We start from the raw sequence: 18839 nt of genomic DNA, 5'->3' as shown, positions 1-18839 counted from the left end.
TAAACAATATCGCTCTTCTTCCAAACCTTACCGCTTAACTTGGTTAAGTCCTCGACCGATTAGTAATGGTCCGCTCCATGCCTCACGGCACTTCCACTTCCATCCTATCTACCACATCATCTTTGTGGGGTCTTACTTCCCGAAGGAATGGGAAATCTCATCTTGAGGCGAGTTTCACACTTAGATGCTTTCAGCGTTTATCTCGTCCATACATAGCTACCCAGCGGTGCTCCTGGCGGAACAACTGGTACACCAGCGGTATGTCCATCCCGGTCCTCTCGTACTAAGGACAGGTCCTCTCAAATTTCCTCCGCCCGCGACGGATAGGGACCGAACTGTCTCACGACGTTCTGAACCCAGCTCGCGTACCGCTTTAATGGGCGAACAGCCCAACCCTTGGGACCGACTACAGCCCCAGGATGCGATGAGCCGACATCGAGGTGCCAAACCTCCCCGTCGATGTGGACTCTTGGGGGAGATAAGCCTGTTATCCCCAGGGTAGCTTTTATCCGTTGAGCGATGGCCCTTCCATGCGGAACCACCGGATCACTAAGCCCGACTTTCGTCCCTGCTCGACCTGTCTGTCTCGCAGTCAAGCTCGCTTGTGCCTTTACACTCTGCGAATGATTTCCAACCATTCTGAGCGAACCTTTGGGCGCCTCCGTTACCTTTTAGGAGGCGACCGCCCCAGTCAAACTGCCCACCTGACACTGTCTCCCAGCACGTTCAGTGCTGCGGGTTAGAGTGGTCATAATGCAAGGGTAGTATCCCACCAACGCCTCCGTCGAAACTAGCGTTCCGACTTCTATGGCTCCTACCTATCCTGTACAAGCAGTACAAACACTCAATATCAAGCTACAGTAAAGCTCCATGGGGTCTTTCCGTCCTGTCGCGGGTACCCTGCATCTTCACAGGGATTTCAATTTCACCGAGTCTCTCGTTGAGACAGCGCCCAGATCGTTACGCCTTTCGTGCGGGTCGGAACTTACCCGACAAGGAATTTCGCTACCTTAGGACCGTTATAGTTACGGCCGCCGTTTACTGGGGCTTCAATTCAGAGCTTCGCCGAAGCTAACCCTTCCTTTTAACCTTCCAGCACCGGGCAGGCGTCAGCCCCTATACTTCATCTTACGATTTTGCAGAAACCTGTGTTTTTGATAAACAGTCGCCTGGGCCTATTCACTGCGGCTGGTCTTGCGACCAGCACCCCTTCTCCCGAAGTTACGGGGTCATTTTGCCGAGTTCCTTAACGAGAGTTCACTCGCTCACCTTAGGATTCTCTCCTCGACTACCTGTGTCGGTTTGCGGTACGGGCAGTTAACGTGCTCCTTAGAAGCTTTTCTCGGCAGTGTGACATCGGCAACTTCGCTACTGTAATTTCGCTCCCCATCACAGCTTGTCAACCCGGATGTAAGCATTTGACTCACATCCTGACTTACTGCTTGGCCCCACTCTTCCAATCGTGAGGTTTGCTTAGCCTCCTGCGTCCCTCCATCGTCAAACGCAGTTAACTGGTACAGGAATCTCAACCTGTTATCCATCGCCTACGCCTCTCGGCCTCGGCTTAGGTCCCGACTTACCCTGGGAGGACGAGCCTTCCCCAGGAAACCTTAGTCATTCGGTGGACAGGATTCTCACCTGTCTTTCGCTACTCATACCGGCATTCTCACTTCTAAGCGCTCCACCAGTCCTCACGGTCTAGCTTCACCGCCCTTAGAACGCTCTCCTATCACGTGCACGTAGTGCACATCCACAGTTTCGGTAATATGCTTAGCCCCGGTACATTTTCGGCGCAGAATCACTCGACTAGTGAGCTATTACGCACTCTTTAAATGGTGGCTGCTTCTGAGCCAACATCCTAGTTGTCTATGCAACTCCACATCCTTTTCCACTTAGCATATATTTAGGGACCTTAACTGGTGATCTGGGCTGTTCCCCTTTACACGGTGGATCTTATCACTCATCGTGTGACTCCTGGGCATAAATCAATGGCATTCGGAGTTTATCTGAAGTTGGTAACCTATGACGGGCCCCTTGTCCAAACAGTAGCTCTACCTCCACGATTCTTTTTCCCAAGGCTCCCCCTAAAGAGATTTCGGAGAGAACCAGCTATCTCCAAGTTCGTTTGGAATTTCACCGCTACCCACACCTCATCCCAGCCATTTTCAACTGACACGGGTTCGGTCCTCCAGTGCGCTTTACCGCACCTTCAACCTAGACATGGGTAGGTCACCTGGTTTCGGGTCTACAACTACATACTTCGTACGCCCATTTCAGACTCGCTTTCGCTGCGGCTCCGGTTTTTCCACCTTAACCTTGCATGCAATCGTAACTCGCCGGTTCATTCTGCAAGAGGCACGCCGTCACCCATTAATGGGCTCCGACAGCTTGTAGGCACATGGTTTCAGGAACTATTTCACTCCCCTTCCGGGGTGCTTTTCACCTTTCCCTCACGGTACTGGTTCACTATCGGTCACTAGGGAGTATTTAGCCTTGCGAGATGGTCCTCGCTGCTTCCGACGGGGTTTCACGTGTCCCGCCGTACTCAGGATCCTGAACTGAGAGAGTGCCGTTTCGTCTACTGGGCTTTCACCATCTCTGGCACAGCTTCCCAACTGTTTCGACTACGTCGCTCTTTGGTAACTCAAATGTTCAGTCCTACAACCCCAACGAGCAAGCTCGTTGGTTTGGGCTCTTCCCCGTTCGCTCGCCGCTACTAAGGGAATCGATGTTTCTTTCTCTTCCTGCAGCTACTGAGATGTTTCAGTTCACTGCGTCTACCGCTTGCTAGCTATAGATTCACTAGTCAAGCAACCAACGACTAAGTTGGTTGGGTTTCCCCATTCGGAAATCTCCGGATCAAAGCGTACTTACCGCTCCCCGAAGCATATCGGTGTTAGTCCCGTCCTTCATCGGCTCCTAGTACCAAGGCATTCACCATGCGCCCTTCATAACTTAACCTTGATAATCACTTCGTGATTATCCGATTAATTGAGTTAGCGATTAATTTCTAAAAAACTCAAAATAACGCGGTGTTCTCGGTTTGTTTTGTTAATTAATAAAGAAAATTGATATTATTTAGTTTTCAAAGTGCAAGCTTGAGAGTAAACCTCTCAAAACTAAACAAAGTTTCCACAATGTGTAGGTTTCCGTTTTATTCCTTAGAAAGGAGGTGATCCAGCCGCAGGTTCTCCTACGGCTACCTTGTTACGACTTCACCCCAGTCATCTGCCCTGCCTTAGGCGGTTCCCTCCAAATGGTTAGGCCACCGACTTTGGGCATTGCAAACTTCCATGGTGTGACGGGCGGTGTGTACAAGGCCCGGGAACGTATTCACCGCGGCATGCTGATCCGCGATTACTAGCGATTCCGACTTCGTGTAGGCGAGTTGCAGCCTACAGTCCGAACTGAGAACGGCTTTAAGAGATTAGCTTACTCTCGCGAGTTCGCAACTCGTTGTACCGTCCATTGTAGCACGTGTGTAGCCCAGGTCATAAGGGGCATGATGATCTGACGTCGTCCCCACCTTCCTCCGGTTTGTCACCGGCAGTCTCACTAGAGTGCCCAACTAAATGCTGGCAACTAGTAACAAGGGTTGCGCTCGTTGCGGGACTTAACCCAACATCTCACGACACGAGCTGACGACGACCATGCACCACCTGTCATTGCGTCCCCGAAGGGAACGCCTAATCTCTTAGGTTAGCGCAAGATGTCAAGACCTGGTAAGGTTCTTCGCGTAGCTTCGAATTAAACCACATGCTCCACCGCTTGTGCGGGCCCCCGTCAATTCCTTTGAGTTTCAACCTTGCGGTCGTACTCCCCAGGCGGAGTGCTTAATGCGTTAGCTCCGGCACTGAAGGGCGGAAACCCTCCAACACCTAGCACTCATCGTTTACGGCATGGACTACCAGGGTATCTAATCCTGTTCGCTACCCATGCTTTCGAGCCTCAGCGTCAGTTGCAGACCAGACAGCCGCCTTCGCCACTGGTGTTCTTCCATATATCTACGCATTCCACCGCTACACATGGAGTTCCACTGTCCTCTTCTGCACTCAAGTCGCCCGGTTTCCGATGCACTTCTTCGGTTAAGCCGAAGGCTTTCACATCAGACCTAAGCAACCGCCTGCGCTCGCTTTACGCCCAATAAATCCGGATAACGCTTGCCACCTACGTATTACCGCGGCTGCTGGCACGTAGTTAGCCGTGACTTTCTGGTTGGATACCGTCACTGCGTGAACAGTTACTCTCACGCACGTTCTTCTCCAACAACAGAGCTTTACGAGCCGAAACCCTTCTTCACTCACGCGGTGTTGCTCCATCAGGCTTGCGCCCATTGTGGAAGATTCCCTACTGCTGCCTCCCGTAGGAGTATGGACCGTGTCTCAGTTCCATTGTGGCCGATCAGTCTCTCAACTCGGCTATGCATCATCGCCTTGGTAAGCCGTTACCTTACCAACTAGCTAATGCACCGCGGGCCCATCCTGAAGTGATAGCCGAAACCATCTTTGAAACGAAAACCATGTGGTTTTCGTTGTTATGCGGTATTAGCACCTGTTTCCAGATGTTATCCCCCGCTTCAGGGCAGGTTGCCCACGTGTTACTCACCCGTCCGCCGCTCACTGGGAATCCAACGTCAATTCAGTGCAAGCACGTCATATCAGTTGGGCCAGTGCGCTCGACTTGCATGTATTAGGCACACCGCCGGCGTTCATCCTGAGCCAGGATCAAACTCTCATATAAAATATAAGAACTTGAATAGCTCTAATTCAAATTAATTAAGCGAATTGACTTCGCAAATGTTTTGCTTCAAATCATTATGATTGAAGACCCTACACATTTGATTCGTCGAAACTTTGTTCAGTTTTCAAAGGTCTACCTTAGTCAGCAACAAGTGCTGACTAACAAATTTATTATATCAGATGTCTTTTAGGATGTCAACAGTTAATTTTGATATTTTTCAAATTAACTCATCAATCATTCTCAACAGACAACTTTTATAATATATCATCTTGTTAAGAGCGAGTCAACATGTTTATTGAAATAAAAACAATTTATCAGATAAACAAATAACTCTTTGTATCTCTCAACAGGAACTATACTGTACCTTCTTTTCATTTCTTCGTCAACAGCAAATATGAAGAACTATTCATTTGTATTGAACTAATTCGAACATTGAATTCAAATTAGCAAATATAGTTAATGATTTTTTAAACAAAGCAAAAGAGTGCCCGCCATTTTTTGGCAAAAGCACTCATAAACTGAACAATTTATTTTTAAATTATTTTACCCGAACTAAGAAGTAACGTTTCTTTCCGCGGCGAACAATCACAAACTTACCATCAAAATGGCTACTTGGATCGATCTCTGCATCAACATCAGTTACCTTTTCACCATTAATATGGATAGCACCACTTTCAACATCTTGTCGTGCTTGACGACGTGATGGTTCAATCTTGGTATCATCGACTAACCATAAGATAATGTTCTTCTTTTCATTAGCTACTTCTACTGAAGGAACGTCCTTGAAAGCTTGTTCAATTTCCTCAGTAGTTAAGTCAGCAATATCCCCTGAGAATAGCGCCTTAGTAATCCGTTGAGCTTCGGCTAATCCTTCTTCTCCATGAACAAACTTAGTAACTTCTTCAGCTAACCGACGTTGAGCTTCACGCTTCCATGGTTCTTTCTGAACTTTTTCTGCCAACTCATCAATTTCTTCCTTAGATAAGAAGGTAAAGTACTTGAGGTATTTAACAACGTCACGATCATCCTGGTTAATCCAAAATTGGTAGAATTCGTAAGGCGAGGTCTTCTTTGGATCAAGCCAAATAGCACCACCAGCAGTCTTACCAAATTTCGTCCCATCAGCTTTTAACATCAACGGAATGGTCAACCCGTATACTTTTGCATCGGGTCCTTCTACCTTATGAATCAAATCAATCCCGGCGGTAATATTCCCCCATTGGTCTGACCCACCAATTTCAAGTTGCACACTATTATTTTGGTAAAGGTGCAAGAAATCTACCGCTTGAAGAATTTGATAAGTAAACTCAGTAAAGGAAATTCCTGAATCAAGTCGACTTGCAACAACTTCCTTATTTAACATTGTATTAACATTAAAGAGCTTCCCAAAGTCACGTAAAAAATCAATCATGGTGAAGTCCTTCAACCAGGTGTAATTGTCAACAATCGTAAAGTTCTCAGTACCAAAAAGTTTCTTCATTTGTTCAGTAAGAGCCTTCTTATTGTGATCCAACTGTGATTCAGTTTGAAGGGTCCGTTCCGTTTTCCGTCCAGATGGATCACCAATTGCACCAGTTCCACCACCAATGATAATAACTGGGTGGTGCCCTGCTAACTGGAATCGCTTGAGAATCATAAAGGGAATTAAGTGACCGATATGAAGACTATCACCTGTTGGGTCAGTCCCACAGTATAGGCCAATATTCTTATTTTCAGTTAATTCCTTCAATGCTTCTTTATCAGTAGTTTGGTTAATGGCGCCACGCCATTCAAGTTCATCAATAATGTTCATCGTATTGCCTCCTATAACATATTTCAGATCAAAAAATCCCCAACTTCATATTGAAGTCAGGGACGATTTACCGCGTTACCACCTTGAATTGTAATTACTAATCCAGTAATTACCTCTCTAGTCGATAACGAGACGATCCGTTCAAAATTGAAAAGCTCCGTAAGTGTAATTCGTCAGCCAACCGCGTTAGACTTTCAGCAACCGTCTAATCTCTAATCTACTAGTTGGCAAACTACTAAATTACATCAACGCCTTTATTATTGCCGTCATTGTACCTAGAGAATTAGTACTTTGTCAAGATAAAAAGGAAAGCCACAGAATCCACTTCTTTCGTGACTTTCCTTTTACTGAGGATTATTTATTTTCTTGTTTCTTTTTATCCTGCTTTTGTTTAGCTTTCTTTACCTTTTTCTTTGGTGTATAAACTTCATGAACATAAGCCTCACCAGTTAATTCAGCAACTGGCTTAAACGTGTCAGCAAAGTCTTCATCCAAGTTAGCGGTTTTCTTTGCTTCTTCATAGTAAAGGGCACCACTAGCAAAAATCACTGGTAAGTATGCGGCAAAGCCAAGAATCATTAACAGCAATCCAATATATATCAACGCGTAAGTTGCGGTGTAAAGTCCCCAGTATGCCAGGGCACCGAAAATAACTTCCCAAACAACCATTGGGATAAAGATTACAACAAGCATGATCAATAGGTAGTTCCACTTACGTCCACCCATAAACCGTCGACTAGCGGTTAGGGCATGGCGCATTGATTGACCAAGGAATTGTGGCTGACGATCACGGTAAAGGAAATTGGCTTGGGAATATTCAATTCCTTTCCATACCATCACAATATCGTTTAGTATCCGGCAAACAATCACTAATGCTTGGTTTTTAGCAACTAATCCACCAATAATATCTAACGGCAAGCTCCACAGGAATACAAATAAGCCAGTGTAAAGAATAATCCGCCATAATTGATTCTTCCGCAAATGCTTATAGTGCATCCATACTGATCCAGCGCTGACAATTTGTTCAGGATGACGAACCTTATCCTGGTAAGTAAATTGTGCAGCCGTGGTAAAGAACGAATAGAAGAATGATAATGCGACTAAAATAACAATTGCAAGAAGCAGCTCAAGCAAAGCCAATCCAATTGCTGCAGGTGATGCCATCCCGTACATAATCATCATCATGGCCATCCCCATTGAACTTAATATTCCCTGGGCAAAATAACCAACAATAAACGATAACGCGAGGAAAATAATCATCACTCCGCCAAGTGGCCACATTGAAGTTTGGTAATGTGGCTTAACTAGTCCCTTCAGGTCATGAATGAACTGTTTTAAGGATAAATGATAACGTTTCTTCATTTAATACTCTCTCCAATTATTTCAGAATATATTTTTCATCATAACACAAAACGAACAAAGCTCAATTTCCATGGTGCTTTTTTCATAAAAAATTCAAAAAGTGCTCACCATCACAGTCAGCAAGCCGATTAATGATGGTCAGCACCCCAAATTATTTTCTATTAAACTCTTCGTCAAAATTCACTAAATTACTTCAGAAGCTATACTCTCAAATTAATCTTACTCAATCGCTTCAAAATAAGGAAAACAATAATTCCCTCCAAAGGCCAAGTAATGACTTCTTTAGGCAGCCGGATAAGCAAAAGTGCCCAGAATGTTTTCCCAGTGCTTCCCGTATTTAGGCTCATAATGTAAATCCAAAGTGTTGTAAAGATAACATTAGTTACTAAAATTTGGAAGAACTCATAAATTAGCGCCCGTTGCCAAGTAACTTTCTGGTTATACAGGAACATCCCCGCTAGTACGCCAGAAACAAAGGCTGAAAAGGTAAATCCTGGGAAAAAGGCAGTTCCAGAATTAAGAATGGTGTTACTAATAATATCATTGACCACCATGGCCCAACCACCAATCCACGGTCCTAAATAGTAACCAATCAAGGCAGTCGCAATAAAGCCAAAACCAAATTTAAGAATCGTTGGATCACCAATTGAGATTTTCTCTAAAACAACCTCAAGAGCAATCAACATTCCAGCAAGAGTTAACCGCTTAGTAGTAAACCGCGGACCAGCAAAAGATAAAATTGATGACATCTCAATCCACTCCCTACTTAAAATTTATTCTGTTAGGGAACACATTGACAGGTGTCTCTGTGGTGAATGCGAAATTATCAAGCAGCTAATGCTTCCTTCCAGCGTTCACATTCCGTTCCGCTGGACAATAACTCGGTAATTCCTACCCCAACACTCAATAATATATCTCAATTATGGATAATATTCAATATATTAGATAACATTATATGGAAAACATGCGATTATTAACCACAGTCAGCCATAAACATTCGTATTTGGCTTTATAAGATAATAAAACACCGCGATTGATTCAGACTAAACCAATTGCGGTGGAATAAAATTTAATTATATCTGGTTAAAAATTAATCATTGAACTTTCCAGCGCTCTTTAAAATTTCCTGAGCTTTTTCAAGATAGTGGTGTTCAGCACGGAATGCCTTAATCTTGCCGCCCTTGCTCTCGTCTAGGCCGTCAAGTTGCTTTTCCAGTTCGTCAAAGCCCTTCTTAAGATCTTTGATAACTGGTTCTTCATCTTCCATGTAAATGTAGTGATTCTCAGCAGGATCCTTATGTCCTTCACCTGCAACACGTTCGAGCTTATCGCTATCCTTATCTACTTTCTGAGCGTGCTTAAGAATTGACTTGATATCCTTAATTGTTTCGTGTTGAGCAGTACGATGCTTTTCGTTATCTACACTATCTTCAATCTTAGTTAAGTGTCCCTCAGCATCCGCAATCTTTTTAGCAATCCGATCTAATGCCTTTAATTGACGTTTTGCGTAATCAGCCATAATAATAACCTCCTGATAAATATTTATTTACACTATTATTATATTTTTAATAATAACGTTATGCAATTAATAGCACTTATTATTTTGTATTCATCAGAATAGCAATTAATATTTTTATCAAGGTTCATTATATTAACCGAAAGATCGCCATTTGATTTTTGCATCAAAAAAAAAGCCGGAAATTTCCGGCTTTTTCATTAAGAATATTTATTCTAGTATTTTTCTTTGCTCAAAACGTTAAGCTTCTCGTCAAAGTCATAAACAACTGGTTGACCAGTAGCCATTTCAAGGTTCATGATGTCATCATCAGAAATGTTTTCGATGTACTTGCTCAAAGCACGGAGAGAATTACCGTGAGCTGCAATGATAACGTTCTTGCCATCAAGAAGCTTTGGAGCAATTTCATCTTGCCATAAAGGAATTACCCGTTCCAAGGTAACCTTTAAGTTTTCACCACCAGGAACTGTCCGTGGATCCAAGTTAGCGTAACGACGATCGTGTAATGCTGAACCTTCATCATCAGCAGTCAGCAATGGAGGTAAAACATCGTATGAACGACGCCAAATGTGAACTTGTTCGTCACCGTACTTTTCAGCAGTAGCCTTCTTGTTAAGGCCTTGTAAAGCACCATAGTGACGTTCGTTCAAGCGCCAAGTCTTAGTTTCAGGAATCCAAAGTTGGTCACATTCTTCAAGAGCATAGTGTAATGTCTTGATAGCACGCTTCAATACTGAAGTGTATGCGTAGTCAAATTGAATACCATGTTCCTTAAGGGCTTTACCAGCGTTCTTAGCTTGTTCAACACCCTTTTCGCTCAAATCAACATCAATCCAACCAGTGAACTTGTTAGCAAGGTTCCATTCACTTTGGCCGTGACGAATTAAAACTAGTTTTGCCATGTTTTAATGACCTCTTTCTTCTTAAAATCGCTATACTACTATACAGCATTACCTAATTATTTTAATCCAAACATTGAAAAAATCCAATAGGCGAAGCGGTGATCTTGTGAAATTAATCGCGATTATCGTTCTATAATCCTGCTTTTGCACCAATATCATGACGATAAAAACATTCTGGTTGATTCAGCTTTTCTAAATACGCGTAAACACGATCATGAGCTTCCTGAAGAGTTTCTGCTTGGGCAAGCACCATCAATAATCGTCCTCCCGCGCCTCGTAAATGACTAACTGTTCCTGTCACATTAGCATAGTCAATTTCAACTTCACTGCTCTCAGGAAAGGAGCCTAATTTTTGACCATGAATTGGTTTTTGCGGATACCCTTTGGAGGCTAGAACAACACCAAAACTAGCTTCAGTGGTCTCACTAATTGTTGGTAAAGGCTGATCATTGATTGCCACATCAACAAGTTGATAAAGATCCGTATCTAAGCGCGGAAGGACCACCTGAGTTTCCGGATCACCAAGGCGAACGTTATATTCAATCACCTTTGGCCCATCCGCAGTCATCATCAGCCCAATATAAAGGACACCATGGTAATGGTATTCACCTTTCACTAACCCATCAACCGTTGGCTTAACCACCTCATCAATCATCCGTTGGCGATCAGCCGTCGATAACTGGGGAAGTGGACTATATGAACCCATCCCTCCAGTATTCGGACCTCGATCGCCATCATAAGCTCGTTTATGGTCTTGTGCCATCGGTAAGATTCGATAATGACCGTTGCTGATCACTACAAACATCGAATATTCAGGGCCGCTCAAACATTCTTCAAGAACTATCCGGGCTTGTCCCGATGCAAACATCTCTTTAATTGTCCGAACCGCAGCATCATGATCCTGGGCAATCACAACCCCTTTACCTCCAGCGAGGCCATTTTCTTTGATAACAACCGGATAGCCAAATTGATCCACATGTTCAAGGATCGCTGTTTGGTCACGATAGGAAGCATGCTTAGCAGTTGGTACACCGTAATTATTCATAAAGTTCAAAGCATAATCTTTTGAACCCTCTAGTTGCGCTGCCCGAGCATCGGGACCAAAGATCTTCAATCCAGCTGCATGGAAGTCATCTACAATACCATCAACCAGGCAATCTTCGGGTCCCACAAACGTCCATTTAATATCGTGATCTTTTGCAAATTTGATCAAGCCGGCAAAGTCGTTTTCAGCAATTGCCACTGGCTCAACTCCCACGCTTGGCATCCCCACATTTCCCGGTGCACAGTAAACATGGTCTACACTAGCGCTTTCCCTCAGCTTTTTGGCAATCGCAAATTCGCGACCCCCTTCGCCGATCACTAATAAATTAACTTTATCTGTCATGAGATCCTCCTGAATTCGATGTTGGATAATCATTTTTGTTGGTGACTTGTGTTTTGGCTCGTACTTTAATGCAGCAGAGTCGAAACGTGCTCAGCCTAACCTTCCTCGAGCTAACGACCTCCACCTCCGACGACAAGACGTCGTTCGGTGGAGAAATCGTTAGCCACCGGAAGGTTTTAACGGCCTCGCGCTCTAATTAAAAGTGCTTCACCCGAGTTTCCTAGAGCTAGCAACCTCCCTCCTAGGCGCAAACCGCCTTCGTCGGGAGAAATTGCTAACTTTCCGCAAGTTCTTTGCTGGCTCATACTCTAGTGTCTAAAATGTCTTACTCCAGTAGTGACCATGGCGATGCCGTATTTGTTAGCCATGTCAATTGATTCCTGATCACGGATGGAGCCGCCGGGTTGAACGACTGCTTTGATACCGTGCTTACCAGCATATTCGACGCAATCACCGAACGGGAAGAAAGCATCCGAAGCCATCACGGTTCGTTCGTCAATATCATCCCCTGCATGCTTAACAGCAATTTTAAGAGAATCAATCCGGTTAGGTTGACCTTCACCAACGCCAAGCGTCCGTTCATCATTTGCGAGGACAATTGCATTTGATTTAGCATGCTTAACTGCCTTCCAAGCAAACATCAGTGTCTTCAACTGTTCTTCGGTTGGTTGAACATCAGTTACGCACTTCCAGTCATGATAGTCTTCTTTAATGGTGTCCTGTTCTTGCATTAGCATTCCACCCATTACAGAGACAACTTCATGCTTAGTTGGTTCATCCTTTTTACTGAAATCAAGACTGAGTAAACGGATATTCTTCTTCTTTGCCAAAATTTCGTATGCATCGTCATCGAATCCTGGTGCAATTATGATTTCGAGGAAAATCTTATGCATCTTTTGGGCAGTTGCTAAATCAACTTTTCGGTTTAACGCAATCACCCCACCAAAAATTGAAACGGTATCCGCAGCATAAGCGCGATCCCAAGCTTGCTCCAAGGTTTCACCCCGCCCAATACCGCAAGGGTTCATGTGCTTCATAGCAACTACTGCTGGTTCGTCAAATTCGCGAATGCAACGGAGGGCTTCATCGGCATCCTTGATATTGTTGTAAGAAAGTTTCTTTCCGTGAAGCTGTTTTGCAGATAAGATCGAGAATGATTTTGGCAAGGCATCTTGGTATAGCCAAGCCTTTTGGTGACTGTTTTCTCCGTAACGCATTGTTTCTTTCAGGTCCCAAGTTAAGGTTAGCTTCTCGGGATCTTCTAGGCCGTTTTCTTTAGTCAGGTATTGAGAAATTAATGCATCATAAGCAGCCGTATGACGGAAAGCTTTGGTAGCTAACTTTGAACGGGTTTCCAATGTTGTCGTGCCGTTTTCCTTAAATTCACCTAATACATGATCATAGTCGTTTTGGTCAACGACGATTGTAACGTCACGGTAATTCTTAGCTGCTGAGCGGACCATGCTTGGGCCACCAATATCAATATTTTCAATTGCATCCGCAAGCTTTACGTCTGGTTTTTCAATCGTCTCCTTAAACGGGTAGAGATTTACACAGACAAGATCAATTGGCGTAATGTTAAGTTTTTCAAGAGTCTTCATATGTTCTGGTAATTCACGCCGCGCTAGTAAGCCCCCATGAACATATGGATTTAATGTTTTTACCCGACCATCCAGAATTTCAGGAAAATGGGTAACATCTTCAATACTGATCGTATTAATTCCTGCATCATCTAAAACCTTCTTTGTTCCACCAGTAGAAACAATCTCAAAGCCGTTTTCTACCAGTCCCTTAACAAAGGGAACCAAATTTGTCTTATCAGATACGCTTACCAATGCTCGTTTCATAAGTTAATTCTCCTTCTCTAACTCTGTCAAAACTTGTTTTACTGCTGCGGGATATAATTGATGCTCAGTCTCATGGACCCGTTCTTCCAACGTTTCTACCGTATCGCTAGGCAAAATTGGCACGTGCCGCTGGGCGATAATTGGTCCAGAATCTAAACCAGCATCGATATAGTGGACGGTTACCCCGGTCTGTTTCCGCCGGTCATTAAATGCCCGCTCAATCGAATGTAATCCTGGATACTCTGGCAACCACGCGGGATGAAGGTTGACGATCCGGTGTTCATATTGGTTCAGGATTGTCGGACCAACTACCCTTAGGTAACCGGCCAAAGCAATAAAGTCAATTTGATACTTTTTCAACAACTGTAAAAGCTGTTTTTCGTACTCTTCCTTCCCACCACAGGATTTCACCGTGAAACTTTCAGCAGGAACACCAAGGCGCTGTGCCCGTTTCATTACCGGTGCATCTGGATGGTTGCAAAAGAGCAGCGATAATTCACCAGGAATATCACCGCTTTGAAAATGCTTTGCTAGCACTTCAAAGTTTGTTCCGTTCCCGGAAGCGAAAATGGCAACTCTCATTTTCAAACCTCACTTAATTTCAATCTTTTCAGCATTTTCAGGGCGTTGACGCAAGTGACCAATTTGGTAACTTGCCTCACCTGCTTCTTTCAACTTCTCTTGAACCTGTTCAACATTAATAGGATCAACTGCCAACACTAAGCCAATCCCCATGTTAAATGTTTGAAAGCAATCTGCCAGCGGTAACTGGCCAAGCTGTTGTAAGTAATCAAAGACTGGCAATGTCGGCCATAACTTATGATCGATTACCGCCTGCAATTGATCACCAATCATTCGGGGAACGTTCTCAATCAATCCGCCACCAGTAATATGGCTTATCCCTTTAATCAATTTTTGGTGAATTAAAGGTAGTACTTGACGGACATAAATTCGGGTTGGTTTTAAGATAGCCTCGCCAACCGTCTCACCATGAAGGGCCTCTGGTTTTTCGTCGAGTTGAACATCATGATCCTTAAAGAGGATCTGGCGAACAAGGGAAAAGCCATTCGAGTGGATCCCACTAGATGGCAATCCCAGAAGGACATCGCCAGCTTGTGATTGAGCCGTGGTTAAAAGCTCTTCTTTCTCTACGACTCCAGTCACCGTTCCCGCTAAATCATATTCATCTTTTGCGTACATATCCGGCATTTCAGCTGTTTCGCCACCAATTAATGCTGCACCAGCATCACGACAACCGGCTGCTACACCGCTCACAATTTCTGCCATCTTTTGAGGGTCGTTATGACCAGTCGCAATATAATCGAGGAAGAATAACGGCTCAGCCCCTTGAGCTAAAACATCATTCACACACATTGCAACTACATCAATACCGATCGTGTCATGTTTTCCCATTTGTTGAGCAACCAGGAGTTTAGTTCCAACACCATCTGTCCCCGAAACGAGAACCGGATGTTTCATGTGTAACTCTCCCAAATCAAACATTCCACCAAAACTACCAATGCCACTAACAACGCCTGGGCGATCGGTTGATTTTACAGCCGCTTTAATCCGATTAACTAATTCGTATCCGGCATTTACGTCAACACCGGCTTTTTGATAGCGATTCATGATTCAAGTTCCTTTCGTGCCCGCTTTTCTTGTTCGTTTAGTGACTTCAAATATCCTTCTTCGTAATCGTAAAGCGGAGTTGGGTAGTCGCCATTAAAGTAAGCTACTGTTAGGCCACCATATGGCGCATCCCCCGCGTCCGGAATATTGATTGCCTTAATCAAATTCTCAACACTCAGAAAATGAAGGGAATCAGCGCCAATTAACTCTTTCATTGTTGGAACTGAATAATGAGCTGCCATTAACTCTGACCGCGTTGAAATATCAATTCCATAAAAGCACGGAAATTTAAATGGCGGTGAAGCAATCAACATGTGAACTTCCTTAGCTCCCGCATGCCGAAGCATTTTAATAATCTGCTTAGAAGTGGTTCCCCGAACAAGCGAATCATCGACTACGATTACTCGTTTGCCAGCAACAACCCCGCGAACGGCAGATAGTTTGAGATGAACGCCCTGCTCACGAAGAGCTTGTGTTGGCTGGATGAATGTCCGGGCAACGTATTGGCTCTTAATCAAGCCCATTTCGTATGGCAATCCAGATTCTTCTGCATAGCCCGACGCTGCGGATAGTGATGAATTGGGAACACCAATAACCATATCCGCATCAATCGGGTATTGCTTTGCCAGTAATCTTCCCATCTGTTTACGGGCGTTATGGACTGTTACCCCGTGAATAATCGAATCAGGGCGGGCAAAGTAAATATATTCCATTGAACAAATTACTAATTGAGTATCTGTTGTGTAGTGGTCAATATGCAACCCATCACGATCAATTACAATCAGTTCTCCTGGTTGAACATCTCGAATGAATTTAGCGTTAACAATGTCTAAGGCACATGTTTCGCTAGCCACTACATAGGCACCGTTTTCCAATTGACCAATACATAAAGGGCGAATCCCGTTTGGATCCAGCGCTGCAATTAACCTGTCCTTTTGTAGCAAGAGAAAGGCAAAGCCACCGTGGACAATGTTCAGGCTCTTTTTTAAGGCCGGAATAAAACCTTCTTTAATGTACTTCCGAACTAGGTGAATCAGAATTTCGGTATCGGAGTCTGACTGAAAGACCGCACCATCATCTTCAAGCTGGCGTCGTAACGTAACGGCATTAGTCAGATTGCCGTTATGCGCTAACGCAACGTCACCATCGTGGAAGTGGAATAAAAAAGGTTGGACATTGGCGATTGAATTATGACCGCTAGTACCGTAACGGACATGACCAATTGCTGCGTCACCAACTAATCGCTTTAATTCATTTGGGTTAGCGAACACCTTTGCCAAGAGTCCCCGGTCACGATGCTGGTAAAGTTCTTTTGAATCAGTCGAAACGATTCCGGTACCTTCCTGACCACGATGTTGAAGGGTATGAAGACCATAGTATGTTAACTGGCTTGCATCTTGAGCACCAAAAACGCCAAAGACACCACATTCTTCATTTAATCCTTTGATTTCAGCTGGCACGGGATCGCCTCCTCCCACAATTTTTGTAGTTCAGCAACACTTTGATTAATCTCAGCATCTTGCAAGTGCGCTTCAAGCCAATGGGTATTCGTGACTTCCCCAACTAGCAGTGCATCCGCACCCATCGTTTTTTCAAAAGCAGCCGTCTTGGCAGCAGGAACTGTCACAACAAACCGCCCCGGAGTTTCGCTAAATAATTGAGCAGCTGTCAGGTGACGAATATCAATATTCATCCCCAAATCTGTCTTAAACAATGTTTCAGCAAGGCCAACTCCAAGACCGCCTTCACTTAGATCATGAGCACTTGCAACATTGCCCTGCTGCATTGCGGTAAGAAGACGCATCATGTAGTCATGAACATGTTCCAGATCAAACGAGTTAAGGACACCACTAATATCACCGGTAAGCATCTTTTGAATTTCTGTACCCGCAAAGTCATTCACAGTTTTACCAACAAGGTATACCTTGTCGCCAGCATGTTGAACAAATGATGGAATAACATGCTGAATATCCTTAATCAGGCCAACCATTCCGACCATTGGTGTTGGGTGGATTGCCTTACCATTGTTCTCGTTATATAGCGAAACATTTCCTGAAATAACCGGGGTATCAAATACTCGACAAGCATCGGCCATCCCCTTAACAGATTGGTGAAGTTCCCAGAAGATTTCGGGATCATTGGGGTCACCATAGTTCAAACAGTCGGTAATTCCTAATGGTTCGGCACCACTAGCCACAATGTTAGCTGCCGCTTCAACAAGGGCAATTTGACCCCCAATTTCTGGACTCAAATAAACGAACCGCCCATTACCATCAGTTGTCATTGAAAGACCTTTATGGGTACCACGAATACGTAAAACACCAGCATCGCTCCCGGGACCGACCACTGTGCTTGTCCGTACTTGTGAGTCATATTGTTGATAAAAAATGCTCTTATCCGCGATTGTTGATTGTTGAAGAAGACTCCGCAACGTTTGTTCAGCATCATCAATGGTTGGTACCCATGCAGTTTGCTTTTCTGCTGCCAAAATCCGTGCTGGTTTCTTTTCCTCACTAGCTTCTTCCAATACATCATCAGTCAAACTAGAAACAGGAATATTGCAGACCTCTTGTCCATCATGGTAGAGAACGTAATCGTGACCAGCAGTAATCCGACCAATCGTCACTGCTTCTAGGTCATAAAAGTCAAAGATCTTTTTAACGTCTTCTTCGTGGCCCTTATTTACACACAGGAGCATCCGTTCCTGCGATTCACTTAACATAATTTCGTAAGCTGACATATTTGGTTCACGTTGAGGAACGAGGTCAAGGTTTAGCTCCATGCCGCTTTGCCCTTCAGATGCCATTTCTGCACTTGAAGAAACAATTCCGGCTGCCCCCATATCCTGAATACCAACTAGCCAGTCAGGGTGCTTAGTGATAACTTCCAGGCAAGCCTCTAAAAGGAGCTTTTCCATAAAGGGATCGCCAACTTGAACCGCAGAACGCTGGGTAGCATTCTCATCACTAAAATCAGCAGATGCAAAGGTTGCACCATGAATCCCGTCACGACCGGTTTGCGCCCCGACATACATTACCGCATTACCGATTCCGGCTGCCTTCCCTTTCTGGAGATCTTTCTGGTCCATCAAGCCAACACTCATCGCATTACATAAAAGATTTCCTTGGTAGCACGGGTCAAAAGTTGTTTCACCGGCAATTGTGGGAATTCCCATACAGTTACCGTAATCACCAATTCCCCGAACTGTTCCATCGACCTTCATCCGCATCTTTGGATCAGTTAGTTCGCCAAAATGAAGAGAATCAAGTGAGGCAACTGGACGAGCACCCATACTGAAAATGTCACGAAGAATTCCGCCAACCCCGGTAGCAGCTCCCTGATATGGTTCCACAGTAGTTGGGTGGTTATGGCTTTCTGCTTTGAAGACCACGGCTTGACCATCATCAATGTCAATAACTCCTGCACCTTCACCAGGGCCTTGCAAAACACGGGAATTTTTATTTGGAAAAAGCCGTAAAACAGGTTTTGACTTTTTGTAAGAGCAGTGTTCGCTCCACATTGCGGAAAACAATCCAGTTTCGGTATAGTTTGGCAACCTACCAAGAAGCTTTTCGCTAATGTAGTTGTACTCATCTTCGCTTAGACTCCAGTCAAGGTATGGTTTTTGCTTTTTAATTTCTTCAGGGGTCATTGCCTGTTCCAT

11 protein-coding genes, 2 rRNA genes, 1 riboswitch and 1 other annotated feature are annotated in these 18839 nt (G+C 44.3%); all 13 genes read right to left on the bottom strand.

Going from position 1 to position 18839, the window contains the following annotated elements:
• Positions 1–39: 39 nt before the first annotated feature.
• The 13 genes from PRK60_RS00210 to purL all read right to left on the bottom strand — a co-directional run bounded on the left by PRK60_RS00210 (position 40) and on the right by purL (position 18839).
• A 23S ribosomal RNA gene (locus tag PRK60_RS00210) occupies positions 40–2961 on the bottom strand.
• Between the two features lie 204 nt (positions 2962–3165).
• Positions 3166–4740 (bottom strand): 16S ribosomal RNA (locus PRK60_RS00205).
• The 16S and 23S rRNA genes sit together here, the layout of an rRNA operon.
• Before the next feature lie 538 nt (positions 4741–5278).
• On the bottom strand, positions 5279–6532 hold the full coding sequence (gene tyrS, locus PRK60_RS00200; protein ID WP_102169489.1) for a tyrosine--tRNA ligase: 1254 nt from the start codon (positions 6530–6532) through the stop codon (positions 5279–5281).
• Positions 6533–6587: 55 nt separating this feature from the next.
• Positions 6588–6790: a binding site (T-box leader), on the bottom strand.
• A gap of 96 nt (positions 6791–6886) precedes the next feature.
• The gene (locus PRK60_RS00195) at positions 6887–7894 is read right to left on the bottom strand and encodes a hypothetical protein (RefSeq protein WP_102169490.1); all 1008 of its coding nucleotides are present in this window, start codon (positions 7892–7894) and stop codon (positions 6887–6889) included.
• Between the two features lie 200 nt (positions 7895–8094).
• Complete coding sequence (locus PRK60_RS00190; RefSeq protein ID WP_102169491.1) at positions 8095–8643, bottom strand: folate family ECF transporter S component; 549 nt, start codon at positions 8641–8643, stop codon at positions 8095–8097.
• A 58-nt stretch (positions 8644–8701) separates the two neighbouring features.
• Positions 8702–8795, bottom strand: a riboswitch (THF riboswitch).
• 189 nt (positions 8796–8984) lie between these two features.
• Complete coding sequence (locus PRK60_RS00185) at positions 8985–9413, bottom strand: hypothetical protein (protein ID WP_102169492.1); 429 nt, start codon at positions 9411–9413, stop codon at positions 8985–8987.
• Positions 9414–9625: 212 nt separating this feature from the next.
• Positions 9626–10312 carry a 2,3-diphosphoglycerate-dependent phosphoglycerate mutase gene (locus PRK60_RS00180; protein ID WP_102169493.1) on the bottom strand — a complete coding sequence of 229 codons (687 nt, stop codon included), beginning with the start codon at positions 10310–10312 and terminating at the stop codon, positions 9626–9628.
• Between the two features lie 130 nt (positions 10313–10442).
• Positions 10443–11699 (bottom strand): phosphoribosylamine--glycine ligase, encoded by a 1257-nt coding sequence (gene purD / locus PRK60_RS00175; RefSeq protein WP_273646079.1) that lies wholly within the window; start codon positions 11697–11699, stop codon positions 10443–10445.
• Positions 11700–12007: 308 nt separating this feature from the next.
• Positions 12008–13546: a bifunctional phosphoribosylaminoimidazolecarboxamide formyltransferase/IMP cyclohydrolase gene (gene purH / locus PRK60_RS00170; protein WP_273646078.1), complete on the bottom strand. Its 1539-nt coding sequence runs from the start codon at positions 13544–13546 to the stop codon at positions 12008–12010.
• Between the two features lie 3 nt (positions 13547–13549).
• A complete protein-coding gene (purN, locus tag PRK60_RS00165) occupies positions 13550–14128 on the bottom strand; it encodes a phosphoribosylglycinamide formyltransferase (RefSeq protein WP_148444677.1) in 579 nt (192 codons plus the stop codon).
• Between the two features lie 9 nt (positions 14129–14137).
• The gene (purM, locus tag PRK60_RS00160) at positions 14138–15175 is read right to left on the bottom strand and encodes a phosphoribosylformylglycinamidine cyclo-ligase (protein WP_102169495.1); all 1038 of its coding nucleotides are present in this window, start codon (positions 15173–15175) and stop codon (positions 14138–14140) included.
• On the bottom strand, positions 15172–16635 hold the full coding sequence (gene purF / locus PRK60_RS00155) for an amidophosphoribosyltransferase (RefSeq protein WP_273646077.1): 1464 nt from the start codon (positions 16633–16635) through the stop codon (positions 15172–15174). Before purF ends, purM begins: the two co-directional genes overlap by 4 nt.
• The gene (purL, locus tag PRK60_RS00150) at positions 16611–18839 is read right to left on the bottom strand and encodes a phosphoribosylformylglycinamidine synthase subunit PurL (RefSeq protein WP_102169497.1); all 2229 of its coding nucleotides are present in this window, start codon (positions 18837–18839) and stop codon (positions 16611–16613) included. Before purL ends, purF begins: the two co-directional genes overlap by 25 nt.

Origin of the sequence: Limosilactobacillus portuensis, from assembly GCF_028607025.1 — a bacterium.
GTDB lineage: Bacteria > Bacillota > Bacilli > Lactobacillales > Lactobacillaceae > Limosilactobacillus > Limosilactobacillus portuensis.
Note: the sequence above shows the minus strand (reverse complement) of the source record. Positions and strands in the feature narration are given on the sequence as shown.